Source organism: Vibrio sp. 1-2 (7-a), assembly GCF_013048515.1.
GTDB lineage: Bacteria > Pseudomonadota > Gammaproteobacteria > Enterobacterales > Vibrionaceae > Vibrio > Vibrio diabolicus.
Window position 1 is genome coordinate 1 of sequence record NZ_VHSQ01000015.1, and the last position, 21,457, is coordinate 21,457.

Below are 21,457 nucleotides of genomic sequence, written 5' to 3' on the forward strand. Positions count from 1 at the left end.
CATGAGACTACGACGATTGATGGGTGTAGCCGATCAGATCGTAGCTTCTTGATTTAGTTCCATCGATTTAAGCAACAAAGCCGAAAGCTTCGATGCCGCTTCGAGTTGGGTTCTTGAAGCAAAAGGCATCGCTGTGTGAATTTCATTTGATAGGGTTTTTAGAGCTTGAATGTTCATGCTTCTCCCTTTCGGTTTGTTCATAAAAAAACCCCAACGCTAAGGCCGGGGCTTTTTCTTTTTGCCCTTGCACTAGGCTAGGGGCTTATGCATGCTGTTTAGTCGTGAAGCTAAAGGATAAACCAAGAGCTGTGACGATAGATAGCAATGTTTTAAGGTTTGGATTTCCTTTGGAACTTAGAGTTCGGTATAAAGTCTCGCGAGACAATCCTGTTTGAGCGGCAAGATCTGTCATGCCTTGTGCTCTTGCAACGACGCCTAGAGACTCGCTGATAAAGGCTGCATCACCAGTTTCAACAGCCTCGTTGATATACGCCTGAATTGATTCAGGGCTATCTAGATACTCGGCAGGGTCGAACTCTGCGAGCATGGCTGTGTTTTTTGACATGGTTATAGTATCTCCCAATAAATAGTATTTAATCCGAGGTTGAAGATAAAGCCAGTGGTTAGCTGGCTTTTCGGTATGATTACAAATCAAGTTCTTTTGCAAGCTCTTTCGCTTTTTCAATGTCCTTTGATTGAGTCTTCTTATCTCCACCACATAGAAGCACAATGACTTCATTACCACGTAGTTTGTAATAGACTCTGTAACCCTTGCCAATGTGAATTCGTAGTTCGCTGATTCCGTTTCCTACGGGCTTCACATCGCCAGTCAATCCTCGGGTTAGTCTTTGCACGCGCGCGGCGATTGAACCTCGCGCCTGACGATCTTTTTGATTCGTCAGCCAGTCACTAAAGACTTTAGTGCGTAGAACGGTAAAGTTCATACCAAGTATAGTAGCTTAAAAGCTACGTAGCTTTCAAGCTACAATTTACACCTTAATGCTCAAGTGGACAAAAATCAACCATTGTTAGGTAAAAAGGCTGGTGGTGTATCAGTATAAAGGGATGAGTTCGGCACGTTCTGACGGTGCAACCGTAATGAATCGGCCTTTGAAAGCGCTCGATAAGTTGATGAAGCTACTAGAAAAGTATTGCTCAACGGCAGGGCTCCAATATTTGGCTCCCTCCGGTGCTACACGTTTGATTGTCTCGATATCCATAGACTAAGACTCGCCATTCTCTTTAAGCCAGTTACGCAGCGTTTGGGGCGTAATGCTTTGGCCAGTGATAACGGTAATTTCTCGCAATATATCGATCTTCTTCTTGCCTTGCTTTAGGCCGCTTAAGATCCTGTCTCGATGCGCGTCGAGTTTGTGCTTACGCTTTTTGATTGTGGTCATGGTGATCGATACATTCCTGTTTGGTGTTAAAGACAAGCTCATGGCCTGTTAGTTCTAGAGAGATACCCAAGGCGGTAGCGAGTCGAACAAATTGATTGTCCATTCCGCTAATAATCATGTGTCCAGCGCATTGTAAGTGTCGCTTTTTGTGACAGACGAATCGATCTGATTCTAGTATCTCTGTCATGCGTTCCCGTCCTAACCAGCCTTTTAGAGCGTCCTTTTTGAATGGACAGTCTCGGCAGGGCTTTTTAACGTGGGGTAGGTTGCTCATTCGGTTCATGGTGTGTAGTGGCCTTACTGTAGGTTGCCTATTGGTTCTTCCACCAGCATTTGGTGATACTGCATATTGAATCCCGCCTCAAACTGCGTCTTCCCTTGGTTGTCAGGGGCAAACACTTGCACGTATCGAATGCCATGCTTAGGGCTCACGAACTCCGGTAACATTCTGTAGAATTTGTAGGCTTGAGTAACGTAGTTGTCGATAAGGTGATCGTTATACTCGATAGGCTTGATGTAAATTGCCATATCCCGACCGGATTCAGGGGATTCAAATAGATCAGTAATACGGCCATCTCGGTAGCCTTCTTTCAACCAGCTCTGAAAGATGGTGTTGAAGATATGCAGGGCAGCGGCTTGTGAGACGTTCGTTGCAATAAGATCAGGTAAACCCGATTGTGATGCACCTAGCGTGTAAGAAAATCCAAGTTCCCCAACTGAGATGATGCTAATCCCGATGGTTTGGATGTTGTGTCGGTGAAAGTTCGTCGCTTCCACGTTCCGTTTTAACTTGTCTAATGGGGTCATCATGTGGCCTTTTCAGAGAGTGAGTGGACTTCCCCGTTTTTGAATAAGGTGATGCGGTCGCCTTTGAGTACGACGACCGCACCTTTTTTGCTCAATCGGTACAAAGAATTAGCAGGACGGTTTATATGTTCTGCAAACGCTGCAACCGTGCCAAAGTATTTTTTTGCAAAGGTTTCAATCGTATACGCTTCCATTAATGATTTTCCTTCATTCTTTCTGCGTACCCACCATTCCCTTTTGCTTCCGCTATGGCTAAGGTTGCTTCTTGTTGGGATGCACACTCAATGGTTTGGTCGGGACTGGTCATAGATGCCATATCTTTATCGCAGTGCCATATGTGGACAATTATTCCTTCCAAAACTATTTCCTCTTCTCTCATTAAATTACTAACAGCTTTTTACTATCGGCGGTAAATTTAATTCATTAAGTGTATTGTTGCAAGCTGATATGATCTGCATTCATTAAATTTAATAAATGATTGAACTAAGATCCTCTCGCTGATATGCTTCGCCGTAATTCCTAACAGAAAGTGCATTATTTGATGAAAAAGTACACGTTCTCTTTGAATGACAAAGGGCATTGGTTAGAAGTGACGAGAAAGGGAGCAATACTGACCTTCACTGTTTTTCTGAATGGCCATGTGAACCACATTTCAATCACTGAGCACTATGGAAAGGAAGAGGCCGCGAAAGCTGCTTTGAGCGAGATAAACGACCATAACGTTAAGCAGGTTATGAGTAAGTTTTCTTTCTCTTCAGCGTTCACGAAACAGATGATTAACGCACTGAGCAACGTTAAGAAGAATGGCAATCCCCAAAAAGCAGTTGAGCTTGATTATCGAGCTTATGGAAGCAATGCCTATGGACGGAACGGAATACGAAACACCGCCACAGGTAGAACTTATCCCAAACGATGAAATCTATATTGGTTATTTTGACAAAACCGTCATTGATAAAATGCAATTCGTTGGCCTTATTGAGCTGGTGGGTGTTTTTGATGATGAGAGGCAAGCGTTAAAGCTTATCCAAAGAGATGATTTTCTATCAAGTTGGGAGGCTGGCGTCAGAGAGGCGAGGTTAGGTAACGATCTGCACTACGCCGACTACAGCAACAACCAGTATGCGTTTAGTGCCGGGTACGAACACTGGCATGCGCGAAACAAGAAAGCCTTAAAGGGTCGCATGATCCACTACTCAAGCGAGGCTGAGTTTGTCTGTCATGGCTTCATTGATGCCACTACAGGCGAGATACACAAGCAGTATTAACTACACACAAGCGAGCAAGCAAATGAACAAGAAACACAAGAAATCAAATCCTAATGAACTATCCCCGCTACAAGAGATCATCTTAGCGACATTGGCGACAGCAAAGGAAGGCTTATCCGGTTACACCTTGACTCAAGTTCTCGGCCCGGTATGGGCTGCAAGCCATCAACAGGTTTACCGAGAGCTTAACAAACTGGCCGACCTTGAGCTGGCCAAATGGACGTATGTACCACAGAACGGCAAGCCAGATCGCAAAGACTACAGCATTGCAGATGCCGGGCTTGAGCTTTACGACTTCTTGAAAAATGAAATACCCGAGGCCGTCATGCTTGATCCGCAGCGTTGCGAATCACTCAGTAAGCTTGCTCTTGGGAATTGGGCTTACTTTGAGGTGTTGGTAGAGAAACTAAACGGTCAGATCACATGGGCGAAAGAACTACTAGCAGACGAGCACACTGTTTATTCGACACCTTATGGCAAGTTGCTGCTTGAGCGAAGCCTTTCGCATTGGCAGTCAGAGTTAGAGTTTGCGACTAAAGCACTGGCCTTTACCACCAGCGCAGCACGATAAATCGCAAGCATAAAAAAAGCCGTGAAATGAATCACGGCTTTCTTTAATGGTCAGGCCCAAGCAAAGACCATGACCAACTACACACCAATGAGCGCGAGCAAAGCGACACATTGATGGCCAAAATAGTAAGGTGTTTTTATGGCGAAGACAATAGAAGAGAAGCGAAAAAAGGCTCAAGAGGCGCAAAAAGCGGCCAGAGATAGGGCCATTGCACGCCAATTGGCCAAGCAGAAAGATCCCGAGTTTAAAGAGAGGCAGCGGAAAAAGGCACTGGCTACCGCCAAGCGCCAGCAAGACAGAGCGATAGCTAAGGCTAAATCGCCAGAATATCAGGCACAAATCGCCAAAAAGCGGGAGGAAGCACGCGAGCGGGCCCGCACAAAGGCCACCAGCCGCAGAATTAAGCCAGTTCAAAGCAAAAAGCCAGCTAAGGCTAGTCGAGGCTTGAAAGGTAGAACACCAACCGCTGAAGAAAAGCGCATTATGGACGCAATTTGTAAGCTACCTTGCATTGCTTGCTATCTACAGGGAAGAGAGAACCCGGTTATTTCGTATCATCATATTGATGGCCGCACTAAAGAACTGGCACACGCGAGAGGCTTACCGCTTTGTGCGCATCACCACGACACGCCAGCTGACAAAGCAGTGATCGAGCAATATCCTGACTTAATTCCCGTACACGCTCGCGGAACGGTCGGAGGTAAGCGTGCTTGGGAAGCCATTCACGGTACTCAACAATCGCTTGTTTTACGCTGCTATGAGATGGCCGGGATAAGCGTTCCTGTCGGTCTTTTTGATTAACCCATAAATTCCTAATCACTCCCCACAAACACAAGTAAAAGTTGATGTGTTTGCGGGGTTTGATGCTAAACTAATCACGCCCCAACCTAGAAAATACGCGCTCACTAAAGGATATGCTCATGTCCCGTAAGCGCATTGCCGTTGTCACGCTTTCCACCGGAAAAGCACGCCTCATGCTGTCTGGTGTTCAAGATGGCGCGGTCCACATTGTTGAATGCAAAAACCTACCGAGCAACATTAAAGAGCTTAATAAGACACTGCACAAACGCTTGGACGCATTAAGACGCCAAGGCTTTATCGTGATCGTTGATGAAGTGTTGCCGAACTTTGCCAAACATGGCCGGGCGGTCCGTTTGGATGGTGAATCCGCTTCAGGTACACCGATTGTTGTTGAGGCGATGAAGACATACCAAAACCTCAAGAAATTTCAGTCCATCTCATTCCCGGCCAATGCTGGTGGCATGATGGAAATATCAGAAACCCTCTATAACGAGGTGAGAGGTAACGACGGCAAGGTCCAATATCGCATTGATTGGCACTCTATCAAGCCTGAAAGCGTGGCGTTGCTACTCACGGTATACACCGCTGTTAATCCCTCTCTTGGAGATGCACAGAGCTTTTCTGACTTTCTGAATGTGTTGGGGCAAGGCTCTGGCCACCAGCAACAAAGTCCAATGAATCGCTTTTCTAACATCATCAAAGCAACCAACGAGCGCATGCTGTCAACGGATCCGCTTGAGAGAGCGTTGAGAGGTGAGCATGAGTGATTTGCCTCGCCTGTCTGACTTAAACATCCAAGACGATATATTGCGTTCGTCCTATTACCGGATTGTGCTGGATTACGTCAGTAGTGCCGACAGTGATCTGGCCGAGTACGACGTCAAGATTGATGAAGAGTTTCGCCCGGACCTGATCAGTTACCGCCATTACGGTAGCGCAGATTTAGGTTGGCTCATTATGTTGATTTGCGATCTGGATGATGCCACCGAGCCGCTACCAGTAGGAGAGACGATCTATCTACCGCCTTCAGCATGGGTGAGACGAACCATGCGGCAATTCATGGATGAGTTGAGGCTGTAGCCATGCCTAAGTTCGAGAAGCTAGATAATGGCGCGTTCGACTCGTCGGGATTGACGGCCAAGAAGTTTAACCAGCTTTTTAACCAGATTGAAAAGGCGCAAAAGAAAAACCGCCGCAATGCCAAGCGCACGCTGAATCGTGGAACGTTCAACAATCCAACCAGCAAAGCACTTAAGGCGCTTGGTGAGAAAGCAAAGGGCATGGGCTTTACCAAGTCCGATTTAGAAGCGTTCGACAAATCTCGTAAAGGGGTGGCCAAGAAGTACGACTCCCGAACCGCCGGGATTGTGTATGCGTTTTTGGTAAAGAACTCCCGCCAAGTGGATATCGACCGCTCTAACAACCGGGTGGACGATGGTACCGGGGTGCAGTGGGCCAACCTAAAAGGGGTTAAAGGCAATGAGCTCATTATGTCGGTTGATGCCTCTCAAGTCTCAAAGCACCAGCATCACCGGGTCAAAGTGCGCTTGGAAGAGTGGGACGACTACATGGCGTCGCCGCCTGACGGGGATTATGCCAAGGCGGTAAAGGCTGCTTGTGCGGGTCGTATCTCGATAGATTGTGATTGTGGGCGTCATCAATACTGGTACCGATACATCGCCACGATGGGTAACTACCAAATCAAGCCACCAGCTGAGTTTTCTTTTCCGAAGATCCGAAACCCGGAGCTCGCGGGCGTCGCTTGTAAACACATCCTACGTGCTACCCGGATGATGCAAACGCCATCCATACAAAGGCAGCTTGTGAAGCAGATGAAGACACAGGCCGACAAGGTAGGGTTTGGCAGTGACAACCGGACACAATTCATTGATGAGAAAACGCAAGCGCAGATACGCCGAGCGAACCGAGGCAAGCAGACCGACCGCAACAAAGCGGATAGAGACTTTGCCAAGTACCAAAAAGCTCAAAAGGCACTGGACCGTAAACTCGCCGCACAAGGCAAGACTAGCGACAAGGTAAAACGCCAAGCGCGAAGACTACGGAAGCAGCAAAACCAGTTAACGCAAATGAAAGACATGATCGTGTTTGGCTTTAACTCGTTTGCTGATGGCTACAAGGCCCAAGGCAAAACCAAGGCGCAAGCAATCAACGATTACGCCAAGCAATTAAATGTCACGCCGTCACGTTTGAAAGGGTTATTGAAATGACGATGAGAAAGGCCAGATTTCATGGCCATGAAGCACTAAACGCCGCTATCCGTAAGGACTGGCAAACTGCTATTGCACTCTCCCCGGATTCGTTCGAGGCGTTCCTTTATCGACCGATAGAAAGTGCGCCCAATGCTGGTGGCGGTCACTATGAAGAGGATCAGGTTACAGACATTGACGTTAACCAAGAAACCTTGGAGTACGCCGATTATGAAAAGGTCGCCGTGTTGGAGTGTCCCGACGAAATGGAGACGTTCTTTGTTCAAGACAGTGGTACCGCCAACTTGGGTGAAGGTGACGGCGTGCTGTTACTGCGTATTGCGAGTGATAGCGTGCCTCGGGGATCGGCATTGGAGTGGGACGAAGAAACCGCAGACGGGATAAGAACGGTTTTCTGGTATGTACAGCAATCACTTGGTTTTGGTACGGCGAACGTCGGCAACCTATACGCTTGCGTGCCGTTGAGAAACTTTGAGGCAGAGCCAAGCGCGACAGAGAACGAAACGGCCACCAGCGGCGAACCAGAAGCCAATACAGAAATGGAAGTTCAACCGAGCACCAATGACGGTAACGAAGCAGACGAATTAATTGAAAACAACGGAGTAACGTACCTGTAATGAATTACGAGCAACCAAGAGCAAAGGCCGTCGTGTATATCTCTGGACCAATGACAGGCATCGAGCAATACAATCATCCCGCCTTTAACGAGGTGGCCGAAGATCTTAAGGCTCACGGCTATGTGGTATTGAATCCCGCCACGCTTCCACTTGGGTTAACGGATGAAGCCTATATGGATATTGGTCTTGCCATGGTCAGAGCGTCAGATTGCGTTGTATTGCTCGATGGTTACAAACAATCAAAAGGCGCAATGGCTGAAAAAGTCTATGCCGAACGGATTAAGATTCCGTGCTTACCGATTGATGAGTTACATTAAAAACAAGCTCCCCGCTTAAGAGAACGCCACACTCGCTATTTAAAGGTGGCAACCATGAAAAAGGCTTTCTCTGTAGAAGATTGCATTCAAAAACTTCCAAACCTCGTTAACGGCTGGCCAATTGCCATGACGGTACTTAACGTGCGCTCGCAAGGCTGGCCAGAATACGAAACACAAGCGCTAACTAAGCATGATGGCGTGAAAAAGCAGGTGATCCACTTCCTTCCTGATAGCGAAGATGAAGCGTCATTGACGACACTCGAACAGGTGAAAGGGCGCGTTGTTGATGTGGCCGTTAGTGCCAACGTTTTAAATCAAATGACCAATCTTGATGAAGGGCTGGCAGAGCTGGCACACGTCCCATTCGAAACGCTGGTGATTCAAATTCACGAAGGCAACCGCAGTGGTAAAGCCAGTGGTACCAAAAAGCGCAACACTTACCAGAAAAACCAGCCAATTGAGGCTTATGTGCGTCCAGTACAGCAAAACTTTCACCGATACGACATTACGTTGCATCGAGCGGATAACTGCATTGTTGTTACCAAGGGCCGCAAATACTACCAGCTAGACGATACCGAGGTATAAGCCAATGAGCAGTCCGTTAGAGTCATTGGTCCTCAATGAGAACGTGAATATCTATACGGGCCTCACTGAGCACACCGACTTGGAGGATGTTGACCGTGCCGTCGCGGGATTCTTCAAGGCGGTGGTTAGCTCTTTAGTGGTCACGGATACCGAACGCAGAGAAAACAAAGAGTTTGCCCGATTTGCCGAGCAGCCAAGCAACCGAAAGATCTACATGGGAAGCGCACCAGACACACAACAGTTCGTGCGTAAGCTGGTGGCCAAGTTAGCGGCAGGAGAAAACGCCATTCCACGCAATGAGTTATTGCCAGCGGTCCTCATTACTCGAGAGCCGGGCTTTACCTTTTCTAACGGTGTGGATTACAGCGACCTTACCGGGTATGGCGAGTTGAAAAAGGAAGACGGCAAAGCCTACGCCCAAATCAATAAATCCTTTGTGAAGCTCATCTACACGGTAAAGGCCGTTGCATGGAACCGACCAACGTTAAACCGTCTCGCCCTTGGCATGATGATGTGGATACGTCACACCAAGCAAGGGTTAAAGCATACCTTTCAGGCTAAAACGATGCTGGCGGGCGTGCCGCTCAATGTGTCGATATCCATCGAAGGGCGACGAGAGGCCGCACTGGAACCGGAAGAATTCGACTTTGAATCTAATCGTGTGATGGCGTTGCCGTTTAGTGTCGAAGTGGTTGCCGAGGTCTACGAAGCGGAAGAACTCATACAAAAGCCGATTGTGGTTGATTTGATGGAGGGGGATTTCATTGAGTAACCAAGAGCGTGAGTATTTCTTTGTCCAAAAGGTAACGGTAGAAGGTGAGGATATCTTTATGCCTCACGTTCAATCGTGCGCTTATATCGAGAACGCCAGTATGGAAGGGGTCAAACTCATCCTAACGCTAATGGACCAAGCGGGCACGTATCGAGACGACTACAACCTAGGGGAAGGACAGGAGCTAGAGATCACCTTTGCCGAACCGGGCGGGCGAGGTGATGAGATTTGGATAGAAACGTTTGTTGTGGCCAAGCCTGAAGCGAAAGAAGGGCTATTGGTGATCAATGGCTTTGCCAAATCGACGCACGCCTTAAAACAGCCAGCGCTCAAGCCTCGATTCTTCAGCCAGAAACAGCCGAAAGACATTCTCTCTCAGTTGTTACCCGGCTTAAAGGTGGATGCGGATACGTTCGAGCGGGGTGGTACCTATCACTTGTTACCGGGCGTGCCACCAGCAAGGCTCATTCGCTCGATGGCAAGAGACTATGGCGCAGCGTGCTTTATTTCGCGGGGAACGGTCTATTTTAAAGCGCTCAAGCGCTTAACCATGGCCGAGGATTTTAAGATCGAGTACGGCAATCCAAACGCCGACTACAGCTTTTCCCGGTACGTGATGTTAGGTGAGCGGTACCTAGATCAGCGCTTGCTCAATAAGTCATACGTGAGTTGGGATACCGTGGAAGGCATGAAGACCGCCGTTAATGGTTCTAGTGGTGCCAAGGTGTTAGTGAGTGTTGAGCAACGAAAGGCGCTTAACAATCAGCATATCGCCATCATTCCATTATTGGATGTAGAGCTGGTGGGTAACTCAAAGCTGGCTCCGCTTCAGGTGGGTACCGTGTTATTCCATAAGAAAATGCCACAAGACCAGCTCAATGAAGCGCTACCAGAAAAGATGCTCATCAACTCTGTCACGCATTACGAAGACGGGAACCGGTATCTCTGTCGGGTAGAGCTTGGGGAGGTGAACAAATGAGTGAGAGATTGCAGGGCCGATCTAATGTCACTAACCGTCTTCATGGGAGCTATCAAGCTGAAGTGACAGGCGTTGAGCATCCCGACGGTTTATTCCTGGCACAAGTGCGTTTACTTGCCCTATGGGATGGGGTCAATTCAGACGATCTTCCATGGGCTGAATTCCTTTTGCCAATTGGGGCGAAGCCGAGTAACGGTCACGTTATACCTGTCGAGGTTGGGGATTATGTGTGGGTCGATTTTCCAAGAAATGGGGATACTCGATACCCACGCATTACCGGGAGTCTTTACCATGCGCCCGACTATCAATCTAACTTGCCAGATGAGGTAAACGGGACCGCCTATGAGCCAAAGCGGGCGAAAGGTGAACCCGTGCCACCAGCGTACACGCGCAAGGACTATCTCTATGATCGTTTTGGTCTGCGTGAGCATCGAACCGAAAAGGGTGGCTACTCGCTCACACATAAGGCGACCGGGACCGCAATTGAAGTGACGGAATCCGGGCAAATGGTGATCCATACAGAGGGAGACGCTTTTCAAAGCGCAACGGGTAACAAGAGCGAGCAATACGGGAGCTTGACGATTGTTGTGAAAGGGGATGCCACGATCAAATCTGATGGTGCAGCGACCGTGGAGTCGGGCGGTGATTTGAATCTGGTGGCTGGTGGTAACGTCAATCTAACCGCAGCGGGTAACTTTGCCGTAACCGCAGCCGCAGCACCTTGGAAACTTGGGTAAGGGGAAATATGCCAGCAGTATGTCAAGTAGGTTCGGTTGATTCTGGCCATGATGGATTTAGCCCCGGTAGTGTTGTTACCGGGGAGCCACTTTTTACCGTGAACGGGGTGCCACTGTCGAAAACGTCAGACATTAGCGTGATGCACGTAAAGCCAAATAACCCACCTCATGTGGGCGTGATTGCCGGCTCAAGCTTGCTCACGGTGAACGAGGTGCCTTTAGCGCTTGTTGGGGATCCGATGGCGTGCGGGGCCGTCGTGGTATCCGGGCAAGATTTATTTACGATTGATTGAGAATAGCCATGATTACAGAAGATAAAATTGATAGTTTCATTGCCTTCCAGCAAGCGGGCGGGCTCAGTAAAGCGGAGAACTTAACAAAAGGGATGGCGTTACTATCTCTGTCAGGCGCACTCAGTGCGTCATACGCAGCAACAGTAGAGCAAGAGGCCGATTATGCCGCCGATGGTGTTCAGCGTCTTCCTGATGCCATCCAAGCACTCTCTAACGAGCTTGGTTATGCCGCTTCCGTGCTTCCCGGATGGAATGAGTTCATCTCTCTTGCCAGCGAGCCAACCGATTTAGAACAAGTGTCCCAAGGGGCAAAGGTGTACCGAATTGTCGAAGGGGTGCCAAATGATACGCTGTGGCCGTCGGTGTTACCGATCACCAGCAAAGCCGAGTTGTTAGCACTAGAAGTGGCAATTAATGCCGTCAAAACGCATATAAACGCCGTGCAAGCGCTCATGACTGAAATCAATGCGTCAGTGTGGCCAGATGAGATCGTTGTTGTGGGTCCAGATGGAAGTGAGACGTCAAAGCGAAACCCGGTACCACTTACTAGCCAGCAAAAACAGGCCTGTTTGTCGCTAGCGTATACGCTCGATCTCGAGGTCGGTAAGGTGCAAGCAACGGCGGCGGTCATTGATGGCATGGTGAAAGATGCCACCAGCAGCCGCGCAACTGCATTGGATTGGTTCCAAAAGGCGGTGGCATTCACGATTGCCAACAATCAAGTTGATCGCGAAGATATCGGCCCGGCAACAAGAGAAGTGTTCAAACATTCCTAATCAGTTCTGTTACAATGCCACTTTTACAGCAGTCAGTAAGAGATAGGTAATAATGGAGCTTTATTTGGCGGTCGCTTTGTTCATGGCGCTGGTGGCGTTGTTTTTGAGCTTTAACGGGCCGTCTGTTGGGGTAATCAAAAAGAGCGCAAAACCGGGCGTGTTCTACTTTCATTCCAAGACGTTTTCCATTGCGTTTGATGAAGTGCATCGAGAACACGGTGAGATTTACTTCTTGAATAAAGGGGAGATCACAAGCTCAATTCGTTGTGGTTTGGCGGTGATTGAGCGTCAGGTTCGAATGATTGAGAAAGAAACCAACCTTTCTGTAAAGGCTTGTTAGTCTCAAAAAAGAATAAAAAAAAGCCGCTCAATAAAGAGCGGCTTGAGCAAAGTCAATTGGAATAGTGCAGATATAAATAAAAAGATAGTTTTACTATCTATGTCTATGTCTATGTAGAGAAATAAATTTATCAAAAATTCCTAATATGTACAATTTTTTCTTAACCAAAATGTTTTAACTAGCATTAAGGAGTGACAAAGATGGGCTTTGACAAGCTGTTTGACCGAATTATGGGTCATGAGGGTGGCTTATCTCTAAATCCGAAAGATCGCGGCAACTGGACCAGTGGCATTGTAGGTGTGGGCGAGCTGAAAGGCTCGAAGTATGGCGTGTCTGCTATGTCTTACCCGGATTTAGACATTGCCAACCTGACGCGAACAGAGTGTAAAGAGATCGTTTACCGCGACTTCTACAAAGCGCTTGGTATTCATCATTTTTGCGATGCGATGCAGTTCCAAATGATGGACGCGGCCTACCACCATGGCATGTATAACGCGACAAAGATTTTCCAACGTACCGTGAAAACAAAAGACGATGGCATTGCGGGCCGTAATACGATGAAAGCGGCGAAAGCAATGTCAGAGAACGACAAGCTATTGCGCTTTGCTGCGTACCGCCTGTTCTTCATGGCCAAGATTGATTCATTCGATGAGTTCGGTCGTGGTTGGAGTAACCGAGTGGCAAACAACCTACTGTATGCCGCAGAAGACAATACCGAACCGGTATTAACTCAATAACCAATAAGGAAAAGTGATGAGCTTTTTTTCTGAACTGCTTGGCCTGTTTAAAGTGGCGGGCGTTGATTCAGTAACAAAAACCATTAATGACGTCTCCACTTTGGCAGACAAGTTATTTACCAGCGACGAAGAGCGTCTTCAGTGGTCGCAAGCGATGGCCAAGCTTAACCAAGCAAGTCAATCCGCAGTGGCACGAACGGCGCGAGGTTCGTTAATTTGGGCGCTTGCTATCAACTTGGTTTACTCCGGTGTGGTCCGTGATGTGCTCATTGGTTTTGGTTTAAGCCTACCACCTTCAGCAATTGATATGGCCGAGCTACTCGAGAAAGCCATGTTTCTGCTAACTGGTGGCGCAGCTTAATAGACGCGCTCCCCGCCGTCTTAACCATCATTTTGTTTAAAAAAAATATCCAGCATTAATTCCCTCCCTTATTCCTATCTAATTTAAGTCACTTCATGGCTTTATTGCTCAAAAATCATTACCTGACAACAAAACACCACCAAACGATAAATAAACCTTAATATACAACTAGTTATATCACCTTTAGGCGTGGTTCTAATTCATTTTTAAACCTTCTAATATCGAGAGTTGGATACATTTCGCCGCAATCATGCGGGTTTTAAATTCCTAATAACATTCTCAATAAAGGGTTATTTAATGAGTGTAAAAGAAAGTTTTCAAGAGCGTATTGGCTCAATTGCCAATTTTGCAAGCCGCATGAGAAACCTCAGCATCGAGTCACAATTCGATCCTGAAACAAATGCTTTCTTAGCTGACGATGCAGCGCGTATGGGCGGTATCCGTACCGCTATCGCTAACGAACCAATGTTTGAAAGCGTGCAAATGTCTGACGAGGCTAAAGTGGGCGTCGTTACGGCAATGCAAAGCGCAGTACGTAACTATGAGCAAACTCACGGCGAACTGCCACGCGATGAGATCATGGCGTCAGCTTACAAAACAGTAAGCAATATGATGCTGCTAGAAGGTCGTTCAGCGAACGGCTCAAATGGCGCAATGATGCTGGAATCTATCGGCCAATCGCTATCAGAATCAACGGGCGTAGAAATCCGCGCAAAAATGGTTGGTCTAGTGCTGCCTGTTCTTCTAGAGACAGCAACACTTGACGCTGTAACCTTGATCCCGGCTGGTGCGAACGAAGCGGAGATCTTCAAGGTTTACCGTCGTGCGGGTTCTGACTTTGGTGGCTACAAGAAAGGTGATGAAATCGACCAGACAACGGTTGGCCATTACACCTCAATGAAGCAGCGTTACCCATTCGTAGCGGGGCAACGTCCAGACGGCACGAAAACGTCATTCGTGTTCAACAGTGCAACGGATCTTCCAAACACCTCTATCCCAATTCCATTCAAGAAAGGCTCTGTGTCTCTATGGGTTAACCGTAAACGCATTGCACGCGAATCAGCAAGCGGTCAAACCACGCTGGTTGGTAAGGCACTGATTGAGTCAACGGAATACACAATCAACGTAAATATTGACCGTTCGGCGGGCAAAGTGACGGTTGCGCCAACGTCGGCACTGCCTGAAAACGTAGAGCTTCACGTTGAATTCGAAGTTGATATCGAGTCGAAACCGGAGCTTATCCCGGTAATCGATCACGACATGGACTCTCAGACGATTCACCCAAGTCAAAACGTAGTAGCAGCTGACGCGACGATTCAGGCGATTTTCACGATGCAGCGTGAATTCAACACTGATATCAAGTCAATGCAGATGAGCCACATGCGTAACACGCTGGCGGCTGAAAAGTCACAACGTCACCTAACAGACATGAAGTTTGTCACTTACAAAGAAGAGACATTCAACATTTACACGCCTGACGGTGAAGATTGGCGCATGAAGCGCGAGCGTCTACACGAAGTGCTGCTAAGCATTTCTCAGAAGATCCTTGCAGATACAAAAGTAACGGGCATGACGGGTATGTTTGCGGGCTCTTACGCTGCAACCATTCTTAAGTCGCTCGGTGCACCTCACTTCATCCCACCAGCGAACTACCGCGAATCAAACAGCATTCACTACGCTGGCCGTCTGTTCGGTGTATGGAAAGTTTACCAAGCGCCAATCGTACTCGATGCGGGCGAAATCATTTGTTATGGCCGTGGTGCCTCTCACTCAGAAGCAGGTTACGTAGCGGGCGATGCAATCGCAGCAACCATGTACACGCACCCAATCGGCGCAAACATGCGAGCGCGTAACACGCTTTACGAACTGGCCTACGGCGAAGTTCACCCATACCAAGGCGAGGAATACTTCTACCGCCTCAACATCATCGACGAAAAGCCAGCAGCACAAGCGGCATAACTAGATGAGAACGGATAGGGCGACGAACGTCGCCCTTTTCAGGAGTAACCATGAAAAAGCAATACCTCGTCTCTAACCATTCTTTCATTCAGCGCAGCATCAAAGGCTTGGTTATCCCGCCATACGCGAAGGACATCCCTGTCTCTGAATCGCTGTTTAACGAGCTAAAGCTCCTTTATCCAAACATCCTGAAATACAAGGTTGTGGAAGGTGAAGAAACTCAACAATCGCAAGAGCCTGAAGCAGAAAACGCACCTCAAAAGGACACTTTGACGCTGGTGGCCGAGCTTGAGCTTAGTGCCTCGGTAAACAAAGCGCTTCAAACCGCGCAGATCACTGAAATCAGCCAGTTAACTGAAATGACTTCAGAAGACGTCATTGCCGTTAAAGGCATTGCTGAAGCGGGCCTGAATGAAATTGTAGCGGCTCTTAATGCCATTGGCCTCACACTAAAAGAAGGTGAATAATGACTCAAAGTATCTCATTTCAAATGGGTAACGTGTCGGGTACCGCTGTTGCGCCTATCAATGCAGATGCAACGGTAGCAAGTGGCGCAGCCAGTAACGCCCTAACGTTTATCACGCCTATTATCGCTCAGAAGGGCCGACCTAATGAAGTGATCGCCGTAACAAGCGGTAACGTTGATAGTGTTCTAGGCAAAGCGTATCACTCGAGCTTTGGTCCAAACGCTGACGGTCGTCGTGTTCTGGATGAAGCGCTTAAAGGTGGTTCAGGCTACGTGGTGCGCGTCGTCCCGGCAACGGCCACTTACCCGGCAATCAAGTTCACAAAAGGCGTCGATGATGCTGTTACTTCAGTAAAAGAAGCGATCAACTACAGCACCGAGCTATCTCTAGCGGATAACGAGTTCTTTGCTCTGGCCATCAAAGACGGCGCAAACTCTGATAAACGCACAGTCTCTATCAAGTCAGCAGATGCAGCAGTATACGGTGCGGGCATGTACTCAATCGTGCTCAAAGAGTCGAACGATGCAGGTTCAGAAGTCGTGTTAGAAGAGTGGATTGTTTCATTCCATCCTGAAGCAACAGACTCTATGGGCTCGCCAGCTTACGTTGAAACCGTTCTAGAAAGTAAGTCTGACTACCTTGAGTGTGTTGTTGATGCCTCTGTTACCTCTGAAGCGGCGTTTGTTTTCAGTGAAGTTCTGGACTCGCCATTCACAGGTGCCAGCAATGGCAGCATCAAAGATATTACGACCGCAGACTTTGCGAAGGCTATTGAGCTCATTGATACGACGACCGTGTCATTCAATCACATTGATGCGTTCGGTATCTATGACACTGACGTACAAAAAGATCTCATCGCTATCGCTAACGCTAAACGTGTGGGCTGTTTCTTTGACCTCGATCCACGCCTGACGTTTGAAGAAGCACTAACAGCGAAGCAGGGTTTAAACCTGAATGAGCATCGTGCGTCGTACTACCACTTCCCATACACAGCCAAGTGTCCAACTTACCAAAACAAAACGGTTTGGGGTCTATCTGGTATTGCGTTTGCGGCGAAAGCAAAAGGCTTGTCACGTAACTCGCCAACTCCGGGCTGGCACTACACGGCGGCAGGTGTGGACCGCGCAACGATCTCTCGTACCAACCTAGCGCCAATGAAAGGAGCGGGTAAGCCTGACTATGAAGCGATGTACAAAGCTCGCTTGAACAAGGTATCGAAAGACGAATCAGGCGTGCTGTTTATTGACGACTCTCTAACGTCAGCAGCGCAAGAGAACTATCTGCGTTTTGAGCAAGCGGTATCTGTTACCGATGCAATCTCACGCGAGTTTAATTCTCTGGCCAACCGCATCAAACACAATCCTGACGGCATTACTTTCGACGGCTTAAACGATGGCATGGGCGACATTCTGGATGCTTATGACTCCATTGGTGCGCTCGTTACGCCACGTAACCCGGAAGTAGATGGTACCGAATCCTACAAGTTTGAAGTGACTCAAGTGTCAATCGACCACTGGAAAGTGATTTGGTCTATCTGTCCAACTGGTTCAGGCCGTCGATTCTCTGGTGAGCCTATCTTAGTGCAATAAGGTAACAAGCAATGAGTAAATCTATTTTCCAAGAGGGCGGTTTGCTAGACCGCCCATTCCGAATTCCACAGGTAAAGCAAGAGCCTGAAGTTCAGCCAATCACAGAGCAAGCATTCTTTGAGTCTGTAGAGACAAAAGATGCGCTTTTTGAGTCTGTATCAGCAATGGCCACCAGCCAAGCGCGTCAAGATGCAGCCGCAGCCGTGGTGCAGTGGGTAGAAGGTGGCGACGCCGACTATGAAGAGCTAGACGCTTTACTGTTTGGCATGGTCGAAGGCGGTGATTCTGACGAAGAAGCCGAACTGGACGATATCCAAAACGAGCAGTACGAGCAGTTGACCAAGTTTGCCTCCGAGTTCATGGCGACATTCTCAGGTGTAGACGGTGCCGACGTTGCTCTTATGGGCGAAGACGACGACGCAGCCGAGCGTGTGTATGAAGCACTAGAAAGCGCACTTTCTGACGTCGACAGTGACGAAGCTATTGCCGATTTTGCCGTGCGCGAATCCGTAATGATGGAGTCAATGAAGAAAGTTATTCGCGATGGCGAAGTGACTTATGTAAAGAAGCGCAAGCGCAAACGTCGCATGAGTGCAGCACAAAAAGCAGCACTGCAGAAAGCGCGTCGCAAGTCAAACAGCAGCGCAGCGCGAGCAGCACGCAAGAAGTCTATGCGTGCGCGTAAATCTCGCGGCATGTAATAGCGTATGGCGGTCATTTGCGGTGTACCAAGTGACGACGGCATTTCAGACTTTCTGAAGTGCCGTATCACTCAGTCCATAGGTGGCGCAGACGTTACCGTCGTTGGTTATCTCACTGAAGAGTGCACCCTATCTTTGACGTCGCTTTGGGAAAGTCCCTTTGAAGGTGACACCGTAGGTAATGCGGGCGTGATCGACAAAGGGGCGTCCATTGTCCAAGCGCAAACTGAAAAGACGTCAAAAACCCAATGGAACAGCCAGCAAGTGTGGGAAGGCATTGAACCGCCTGAAGTCACGATTCAATTGTTGCTGGTGGCGTACTCCAATGCGTCTCAAGAAGTCGATTTGCCGATCCAATATCTAATGCAGATGGCAAGCCCGGAACTACTGAATACCTCGCCAATATCTACCGATTCGGTAGGGGGTCGAGTGCCAATGGCGGCGGTGTTCAATATTGGGCGCAAGTTTATTTCACCAATGCGCATTAGTGACGTCAGTTTCGATCTGAATGCACCCAAAACAAAGATAGGCGACTACGCCTACAACACGGTGACTCTGACCGCTTCACCTAAAAACATGATTAATAAGTCTCAAATTACTAACTACTTTTTCTAAAGGTATATAAATATGGCTGGATTTAACGACGCAGCAGGAAACATGGCTTTCCTCAAGTCAAAGTTCAACAAAAACATCGCGGCGGGCGAAAAGTCCATGGCGACCGAGTTCGAAATGACCATCGAAGAGTACCCGGAAGTTACCGTGCGTGTGCGTTCTACGCAAATTCCGGGCATGGGTCGTGCCGATGTGGAAGATTTCGGCCCTATGGGTTTAGGCGTCAATCAGCAAGGTCCATTGGAAAACAAAGGTGAGATCGCGGTGACGTGTGTAGAAACCCTACAAGGCCCGATCATTGGCATGTTGCGTGAGGTTGTGCGCGATAAAAAATACCTAACCGTCAAGATTCAAATGACACCGGAATCCTTAGAAGGCAAAGCGCCTGACGCTCACAAATTCCGTCTGCTTCACTGCAAACTGCGTTCTGATCCGATTGACCTGTCAACAGAAGATACGGCGGCACTGGTTAAGCCAGCTATCACGATTGCCTACAACTGGGTTGATCTCTAATCCAACACGAGTAGGTGTGTATCTCGGCGTGTTTCGGCACGCCATTTTTTTATGTGAGGTATGAAATGACCAAGCCAGCCGAACTACTGGAATCTGTTGTCGGGCGCTTCCCTATGCTGCTTCACAACGAGCCAGCCGCGCTTAACGCTCTGTTGAAGAAAGCCATTGGTAAATACCAAGACTTAGCCGGGTTCATGGCCAAAGCTCGCATTGACGAACTGGACGCAAAAGGCGGTACGTACTCGCTACCCGAGCGCTTCATGACGCGAGTCACTATCAAAGATAAAGCGGGCCGCTATGTCAGCGCCGAGGTGTGGGGGAGCCAGTTAGAGCTTGATTTAAGTGGCAGTGAAGAGTTTCCGCTGACGTTGCTCTACTTAGAAAATCTACGCGATGCGGATTACACAACGATTGAGCTACCAGCCAGCTGCGTAACGCTGATTAGCGATTACCTAGAGCTGTTAATTATGTCGCCTAACAGCGACCGCCTACGTCGCGTCTCGGTAGCGGGCAAGCTCGATGCGAGTGATATCCCGACAGAGGCCGACCTAGCAGCGAGACGTACCGAGCTCGAGGAAAAAATCAAAAGCTCACAAGCCATGATTCCAATGATCACCATCTAGAGAGGCCAGTGTGAGTAGTTATCGTACCTATGGTGGTGGTAATTCATCGCCATACATGAAGGTCGCCAAGAAGGTGGTATCGGATTATTTTTCCCGGCCTTGGCTACAGGGTTGGCAATGGTCCATCGAGATCGTTGCACCAGACGCCCCAAACGACGTTGATATCTACGTCAAGGACGTTTCGTTTGGTGCGGGCTCTGTAGATAGCGACGTAAAAGTCATAGGTTCCGGGGGTATTGCGCTCCCAACAACATCAAGCGTCGGTGAGATCACTATGACCGTGCGTGATGAAGACTCGCTAGTGATGAATGAGTGGTTTGATAAGCGCCTCGCTCTCGTCAAAAACAAAGACGGCACCATCAACCTTCCTTATGAATACGTGTTTGAAATACGCATGTTCACCATTAGCTCCGATGGCACCAAAAAGTTGCTGAAGTCCTATCAAGTGTTTCCAACCAAGAAAGGCGACATTACTTGGTCGCGCGAGGAAGTGAACACCGTGGCTTCATTCCCATTAGTTTTCCAGAAATTCAGCTCTGTAGGTAAGAAGGTGTTTTAACAATGCAAGTCCCACCATTTCCTTTGCCATCTAACATTTCGAAAGTCATTCATTTCCGGGTACCGACCGTTGATGATGCTTTGTCGTTCGCTGACCTTAGTCCCGAACAAGAAGAAATGCACACAACGCAGTACCTAAACCAGCTGCAAGATACCGCCAAGCAAGACGGGAAGGTTTTCGACTCCGCAGAGTGGACCGGAGAAGACCGCCGAACCGCTTTGTGGTGGATATTCATTGCGACAAGAGAGTATCCAGATATCACGGTGAGCTACCACTGCGAGCATTGCCAGCAGGATCATTATGTCGATATCAACGCGATTGATTTAGCGGATACCTCAACGGCCCATAACGAATTGCCGACGCATACGTTTGACGCCCGCATTGACGGTCGTGTCGTGAAGGGGGTTGAAGTGCGCCCGCTAAAAGGTAATGCGTGCGAACACCTCGAGACGATGGCCATGGGTATTAGCACAATCCCGGAAGGTACCAAAGAGCACAAGCAAGCTCAGTTCAATTTCAAGATTAGCCAAATCGCGCACCACGTAACGCTACCGGACCAGCCTAAAGATGAGCAAGAGGCTTACAAATACAAGGTAGAGCAGATCCGCAAGATGGCGGTCGATACCGAGTTTCGTTCCTTCTTTGCCAATGTCGAGATTGGCATTCGAAAGCAGCAACACGGCTTGTTAACTCGTTATTCCAACGGCCAATACATGCTGGTGGCCAATCATAAGAATTGCAGTGTGGCCATCGAGAACGGGGAGGACCAAAGCAAGCTATTGCTTGTTCCCTTTCGGGCTGACCACTTCATTTCAACGCTATAGCGAAGCAGGTTGGCAAATCCTCAT

Annotated in this window: 35 protein-coding genes; 26 read left to right on the top strand and 9 right to left on the bottom strand. The window is 48.4% G+C overall.

Annotated elements, in window-relative coordinates:
* Positions 1–33: 33 nt before the first annotated feature.
* The 9 genes from FKN08_RS21250 to FKN08_RS21290 form a co-directional block, all read right to left on the bottom strand.
* Entirely contained in the window at positions 34–201 is a 168-nt protein-coding gene (locus FKN08_RS21250) for a hypothetical protein (protein WP_164667020.1), read from the bottom strand.
* A gap of 61 nt (positions 202–262) precedes the next feature.
* A complete protein-coding gene (locus FKN08_RS21255) occupies positions 263–565 on the bottom strand; it encodes an addiction module antidote protein (protein ID WP_140365142.1) in 303 nt (100 codons plus the stop codon).
* A gap of 79 nt (positions 566–644) precedes the next feature.
* Positions 645–944, bottom strand: a complete 300-nt coding sequence (locus FKN08_RS21260) for a type II toxin-antitoxin system RelE/ParE family toxin (RefSeq protein WP_140365141.1) — start codon at positions 942–944, stop codon at positions 645–647.
* Between the two features lie 108 nt (positions 945–1,052).
* The gene (locus FKN08_RS21265) at positions 1,053–1,220 is read right to left on the bottom strand and encodes a hypothetical protein (protein WP_170892843.1); all 168 of its coding nucleotides are present in this window, start codon (positions 1,218–1,220) and stop codon (positions 1,053–1,055) included.
* Between the two features lie 3 nt (positions 1,221–1,223).
* Entirely contained in the window at positions 1,224–1,400 is a 177-nt protein-coding gene (locus tag FKN08_RS21270) for a hypothetical protein (protein ID WP_164667019.1), read from the bottom strand.
* On the bottom strand, positions 1,378–1,683 hold the full coding sequence (locus FKN08_RS21275; RefSeq protein ID WP_338115537.1) for a DUF6283 family protein: 306 nt from the start codon (positions 1,681–1,683) through the stop codon (positions 1,378–1,380). The genes FKN08_RS21270 and FKN08_RS21275 overlap by 23 nt, the downstream gene beginning before the upstream one ends.
* Before the next feature lie 14 nt (positions 1,684–1,697).
* A complete protein-coding gene (locus FKN08_RS21280) occupies positions 1,698–2,210 on the bottom strand; it encodes a DUF4262 domain-containing protein (protein WP_164667018.1) in 513 nt (170 codons plus the stop codon).
* Positions 2,207–2,401, bottom strand: a complete 195-nt coding sequence (locus tag FKN08_RS21285) for a hypothetical protein (protein WP_140365138.1) — start codon at positions 2,399–2,401, stop codon at positions 2,207–2,209. The genes FKN08_RS21280 and FKN08_RS21285 overlap by 4 nt, the downstream gene beginning before the upstream one ends.
* Entirely contained in the window at positions 2,401–2,565 is a 165-nt protein-coding gene (locus FKN08_RS21290) for a hypothetical protein (RefSeq protein WP_164667017.1), read from the bottom strand. The genes FKN08_RS21285 and FKN08_RS21290 overlap by 1 nt, the downstream gene beginning before the upstream one ends.
* A gap of 445 nt (positions 2,566–3,010) precedes the next feature.
* Here FKN08_RS21290 and FKN08_RS21295 point away from each other — a divergent pair, with 445 nt between their 5' ends.
* From FKN08_RS21295 to FKN08_RS21420, 26 genes are all read left to right on the top strand, one after another.
* Positions 3,011–3,472: a hypothetical protein gene (locus FKN08_RS21295; protein WP_140365137.1), complete on the top strand. Its 462-nt coding sequence runs from the start codon at positions 3,011–3,013 to the stop codon at positions 3,470–3,472.
* Between the two features lie 22 nt (positions 3,473–3,494).
* Entirely contained in the window at positions 3,495–4,043 is a 549-nt protein-coding gene (locus FKN08_RS21300; protein WP_140365136.1) for a PadR family transcriptional regulator, read from the top strand.
* A 138-nt stretch (positions 4,044–4,181) separates the two neighbouring features.
* Positions 4,182–4,844, top strand: a complete 663-nt coding sequence (locus FKN08_RS21305; RefSeq protein ID WP_164667016.1) for a Ref family recombination enhancement nuclease — start codon at positions 4,182–4,184, stop codon at positions 4,842–4,844.
* A gap of 119 nt (positions 4,845–4,963) precedes the next feature.
* The gene (locus FKN08_RS21310; RefSeq protein ID WP_164667015.1) at positions 4,964–5,611 is read left to right on the top strand and encodes a hypothetical protein; all 648 of its coding nucleotides are present in this window, start codon (positions 4,964–4,966) and stop codon (positions 5,609–5,611) included.
* Entirely contained in the window at positions 5,604–5,924 is a 321-nt protein-coding gene (locus FKN08_RS21315; protein WP_140365133.1) for a baseplate protein, read from the top strand. The genes FKN08_RS21310 and FKN08_RS21315 overlap by 8 nt, the downstream gene beginning before the upstream one ends.
* A 2-nt stretch (positions 5,925–5,926) precedes the next feature.
* A complete protein-coding gene (locus FKN08_RS21320; protein ID WP_164667014.1) occupies positions 5,927–7,072 on the top strand; it encodes a phage tail protein in 1,146 nt (381 codons plus the stop codon).
* A gap of 2 nt (positions 7,073–7,074) precedes the next feature.
* Positions 7,075–7,689 carry a hypothetical protein gene (locus tag FKN08_RS21325; protein ID WP_164667013.1) on the top strand — a complete coding sequence of 205 codons (615 nt, stop codon included), beginning with the start codon at positions 7,075–7,077 and terminating at the stop codon, positions 7,687–7,689.
* The gene (locus FKN08_RS21330) at positions 7,689–8,006 is read left to right on the top strand and encodes a DUF4406 domain-containing protein (protein WP_164667012.1); all 318 of its coding nucleotides are present in this window, start codon (positions 7,689–7,691) and stop codon (positions 8,004–8,006) included. Before FKN08_RS21325 ends, FKN08_RS21330 begins: the two co-directional genes overlap by 1 nt.
* 54 nt (positions 8,007–8,060) lie before the next feature.
* Positions 8,061–8,591: a hypothetical protein gene (locus tag FKN08_RS21335; protein ID WP_140365129.1), complete on the top strand. Its 531-nt coding sequence runs from the start codon at positions 8,061–8,063 to the stop codon at positions 8,589–8,591.
* Between the two features lie 4 nt (positions 8,592–8,595).
* Entirely contained in the window at positions 8,596–9,363 is a 768-nt protein-coding gene (locus tag FKN08_RS21340; protein ID WP_164667011.1) for a hypothetical protein, read from the top strand.
* Complete coding sequence (locus tag FKN08_RS21345) at positions 9,356–10,342, top strand: hypothetical protein (RefSeq protein ID WP_170892844.1); 987 nt, start codon at positions 9,356–9,358, stop codon at positions 10,340–10,342. Before FKN08_RS21340 ends, FKN08_RS21345 begins: the two co-directional genes overlap by 8 nt.
* A complete protein-coding gene (locus FKN08_RS21350) occupies positions 10,339–11,079 on the top strand; it encodes a phage baseplate assembly protein V (RefSeq protein ID WP_164667009.1) in 741 nt (246 codons plus the stop codon). The genes FKN08_RS21345 and FKN08_RS21350 overlap by 4 nt, the downstream gene beginning before the upstream one ends.
* 8 nt (positions 11,080–11,087) lie before the next feature.
* Positions 11,088–11,372 (top strand): PAAR domain-containing protein, encoded by a 285-nt coding sequence (locus tag FKN08_RS21355; protein WP_164667008.1) that lies wholly within the window; start codon positions 11,088–11,090, stop codon positions 11,370–11,372.
* An 8-nt stretch (positions 11,373–11,380) separates the two neighbouring features.
* Positions 11,381–12,148 carry a hypothetical protein gene (locus FKN08_RS21360; RefSeq protein ID WP_164667007.1) on the top strand — a complete coding sequence of 256 codons (768 nt, stop codon included), beginning with the start codon at positions 11,381–11,383 and terminating at the stop codon, positions 12,146–12,148.
* A 52-nt stretch (positions 12,149–12,200) separates the two neighbouring features.
* A complete protein-coding gene (locus FKN08_RS21365) occupies positions 12,201–12,488 on the top strand; it encodes a hypothetical protein (RefSeq protein ID WP_164667006.1) in 288 nt (95 codons plus the stop codon).
* A gap of 200 nt (positions 12,489–12,688) precedes the next feature.
* On the top strand, positions 12,689–13,225 hold the full coding sequence (locus FKN08_RS21370) for a glycosyl hydrolase 108 family protein (protein WP_164667005.1): 537 nt from the start codon (positions 12,689–12,691) through the stop codon (positions 13,223–13,225).
* A gap of 16 nt (positions 13,226–13,241) precedes the next feature.
* Positions 13,242–13,586, top strand: a complete 345-nt coding sequence (locus tag FKN08_RS21375) for a hypothetical protein (RefSeq protein ID WP_164667004.1) — start codon at positions 13,242–13,244, stop codon at positions 13,584–13,586.
* Between the two features lie 297 nt (positions 13,587–13,883).
* Positions 13,884–15,545 carry a hypothetical protein gene (locus FKN08_RS21380; protein ID WP_164667003.1) on the top strand — a complete coding sequence of 554 codons (1,662 nt, stop codon included), beginning with the start codon at positions 13,884–13,886 and terminating at the stop codon, positions 15,543–15,545.
* A gap of 50 nt (positions 15,546–15,595) precedes the next feature.
* On the top strand, positions 15,596–16,012 hold the full coding sequence (locus tag FKN08_RS21385) for a DNA-directed RNA polymerase subunit alpha C-terminal domain-containing protein (RefSeq protein WP_140365119.1): 417 nt from the start codon (positions 15,596–15,598) through the stop codon (positions 16,010–16,012).
* Entirely contained in the window at positions 16,012–17,601 is a 1,590-nt protein-coding gene (locus FKN08_RS21390; RefSeq protein WP_164667002.1) for a hypothetical protein, read from the top strand. Before FKN08_RS21385 ends, FKN08_RS21390 begins: the two co-directional genes overlap by 1 nt.
* Before the next feature lie 11 nt (positions 17,602–17,612).
* The gene (locus FKN08_RS21395) at positions 17,613–18,302 is read left to right on the top strand and encodes a hypothetical protein (protein WP_170892845.1); all 690 of its coding nucleotides are present in this window, start codon (positions 17,613–17,615) and stop codon (positions 18,300–18,302) included.
* Between the two features lie 6 nt (positions 18,303–18,308).
* Complete coding sequence (locus FKN08_RS21400; protein WP_140365116.1) at positions 18,309–18,917, top strand: hypothetical protein; 609 nt, start codon at positions 18,309–18,311, stop codon at positions 18,915–18,917.
* A gap of 12 nt (positions 18,918–18,929) precedes the next feature.
* The gene (locus FKN08_RS21405; protein ID WP_164667000.1) at positions 18,930–19,427 is read left to right on the top strand and encodes a baseplate protein; all 498 of its coding nucleotides are present in this window, start codon (positions 18,930–18,932) and stop codon (positions 19,425–19,427) included.
* Between the two features lie 65 nt (positions 19,428–19,492).
* Positions 19,493–20,050, top strand: coding sequence for a hypothetical protein (locus FKN08_RS23690; protein ID WP_205521426.1), 558 nt, complete (start codon positions 19,493–19,495; stop codon positions 20,048–20,050).
* Between the two features lie 10 nt (positions 20,051–20,060).
* Complete coding sequence (locus tag FKN08_RS21415; protein WP_140365114.1) at positions 20,061–20,609, top strand: phage tail protein; 549 nt, start codon at positions 20,061–20,063, stop codon at positions 20,607–20,609.
* 2 nt (positions 20,610–20,611) lie between these two features.
* Positions 20,612–21,433: a hypothetical protein gene (locus tag FKN08_RS21420; RefSeq protein WP_164666999.1), complete on the top strand. Its 822-nt coding sequence runs from the start codon at positions 20,612–20,614 to the stop codon at positions 21,431–21,433.
* Positions 21,434–21,457: the final 24 nt, after the last annotated feature.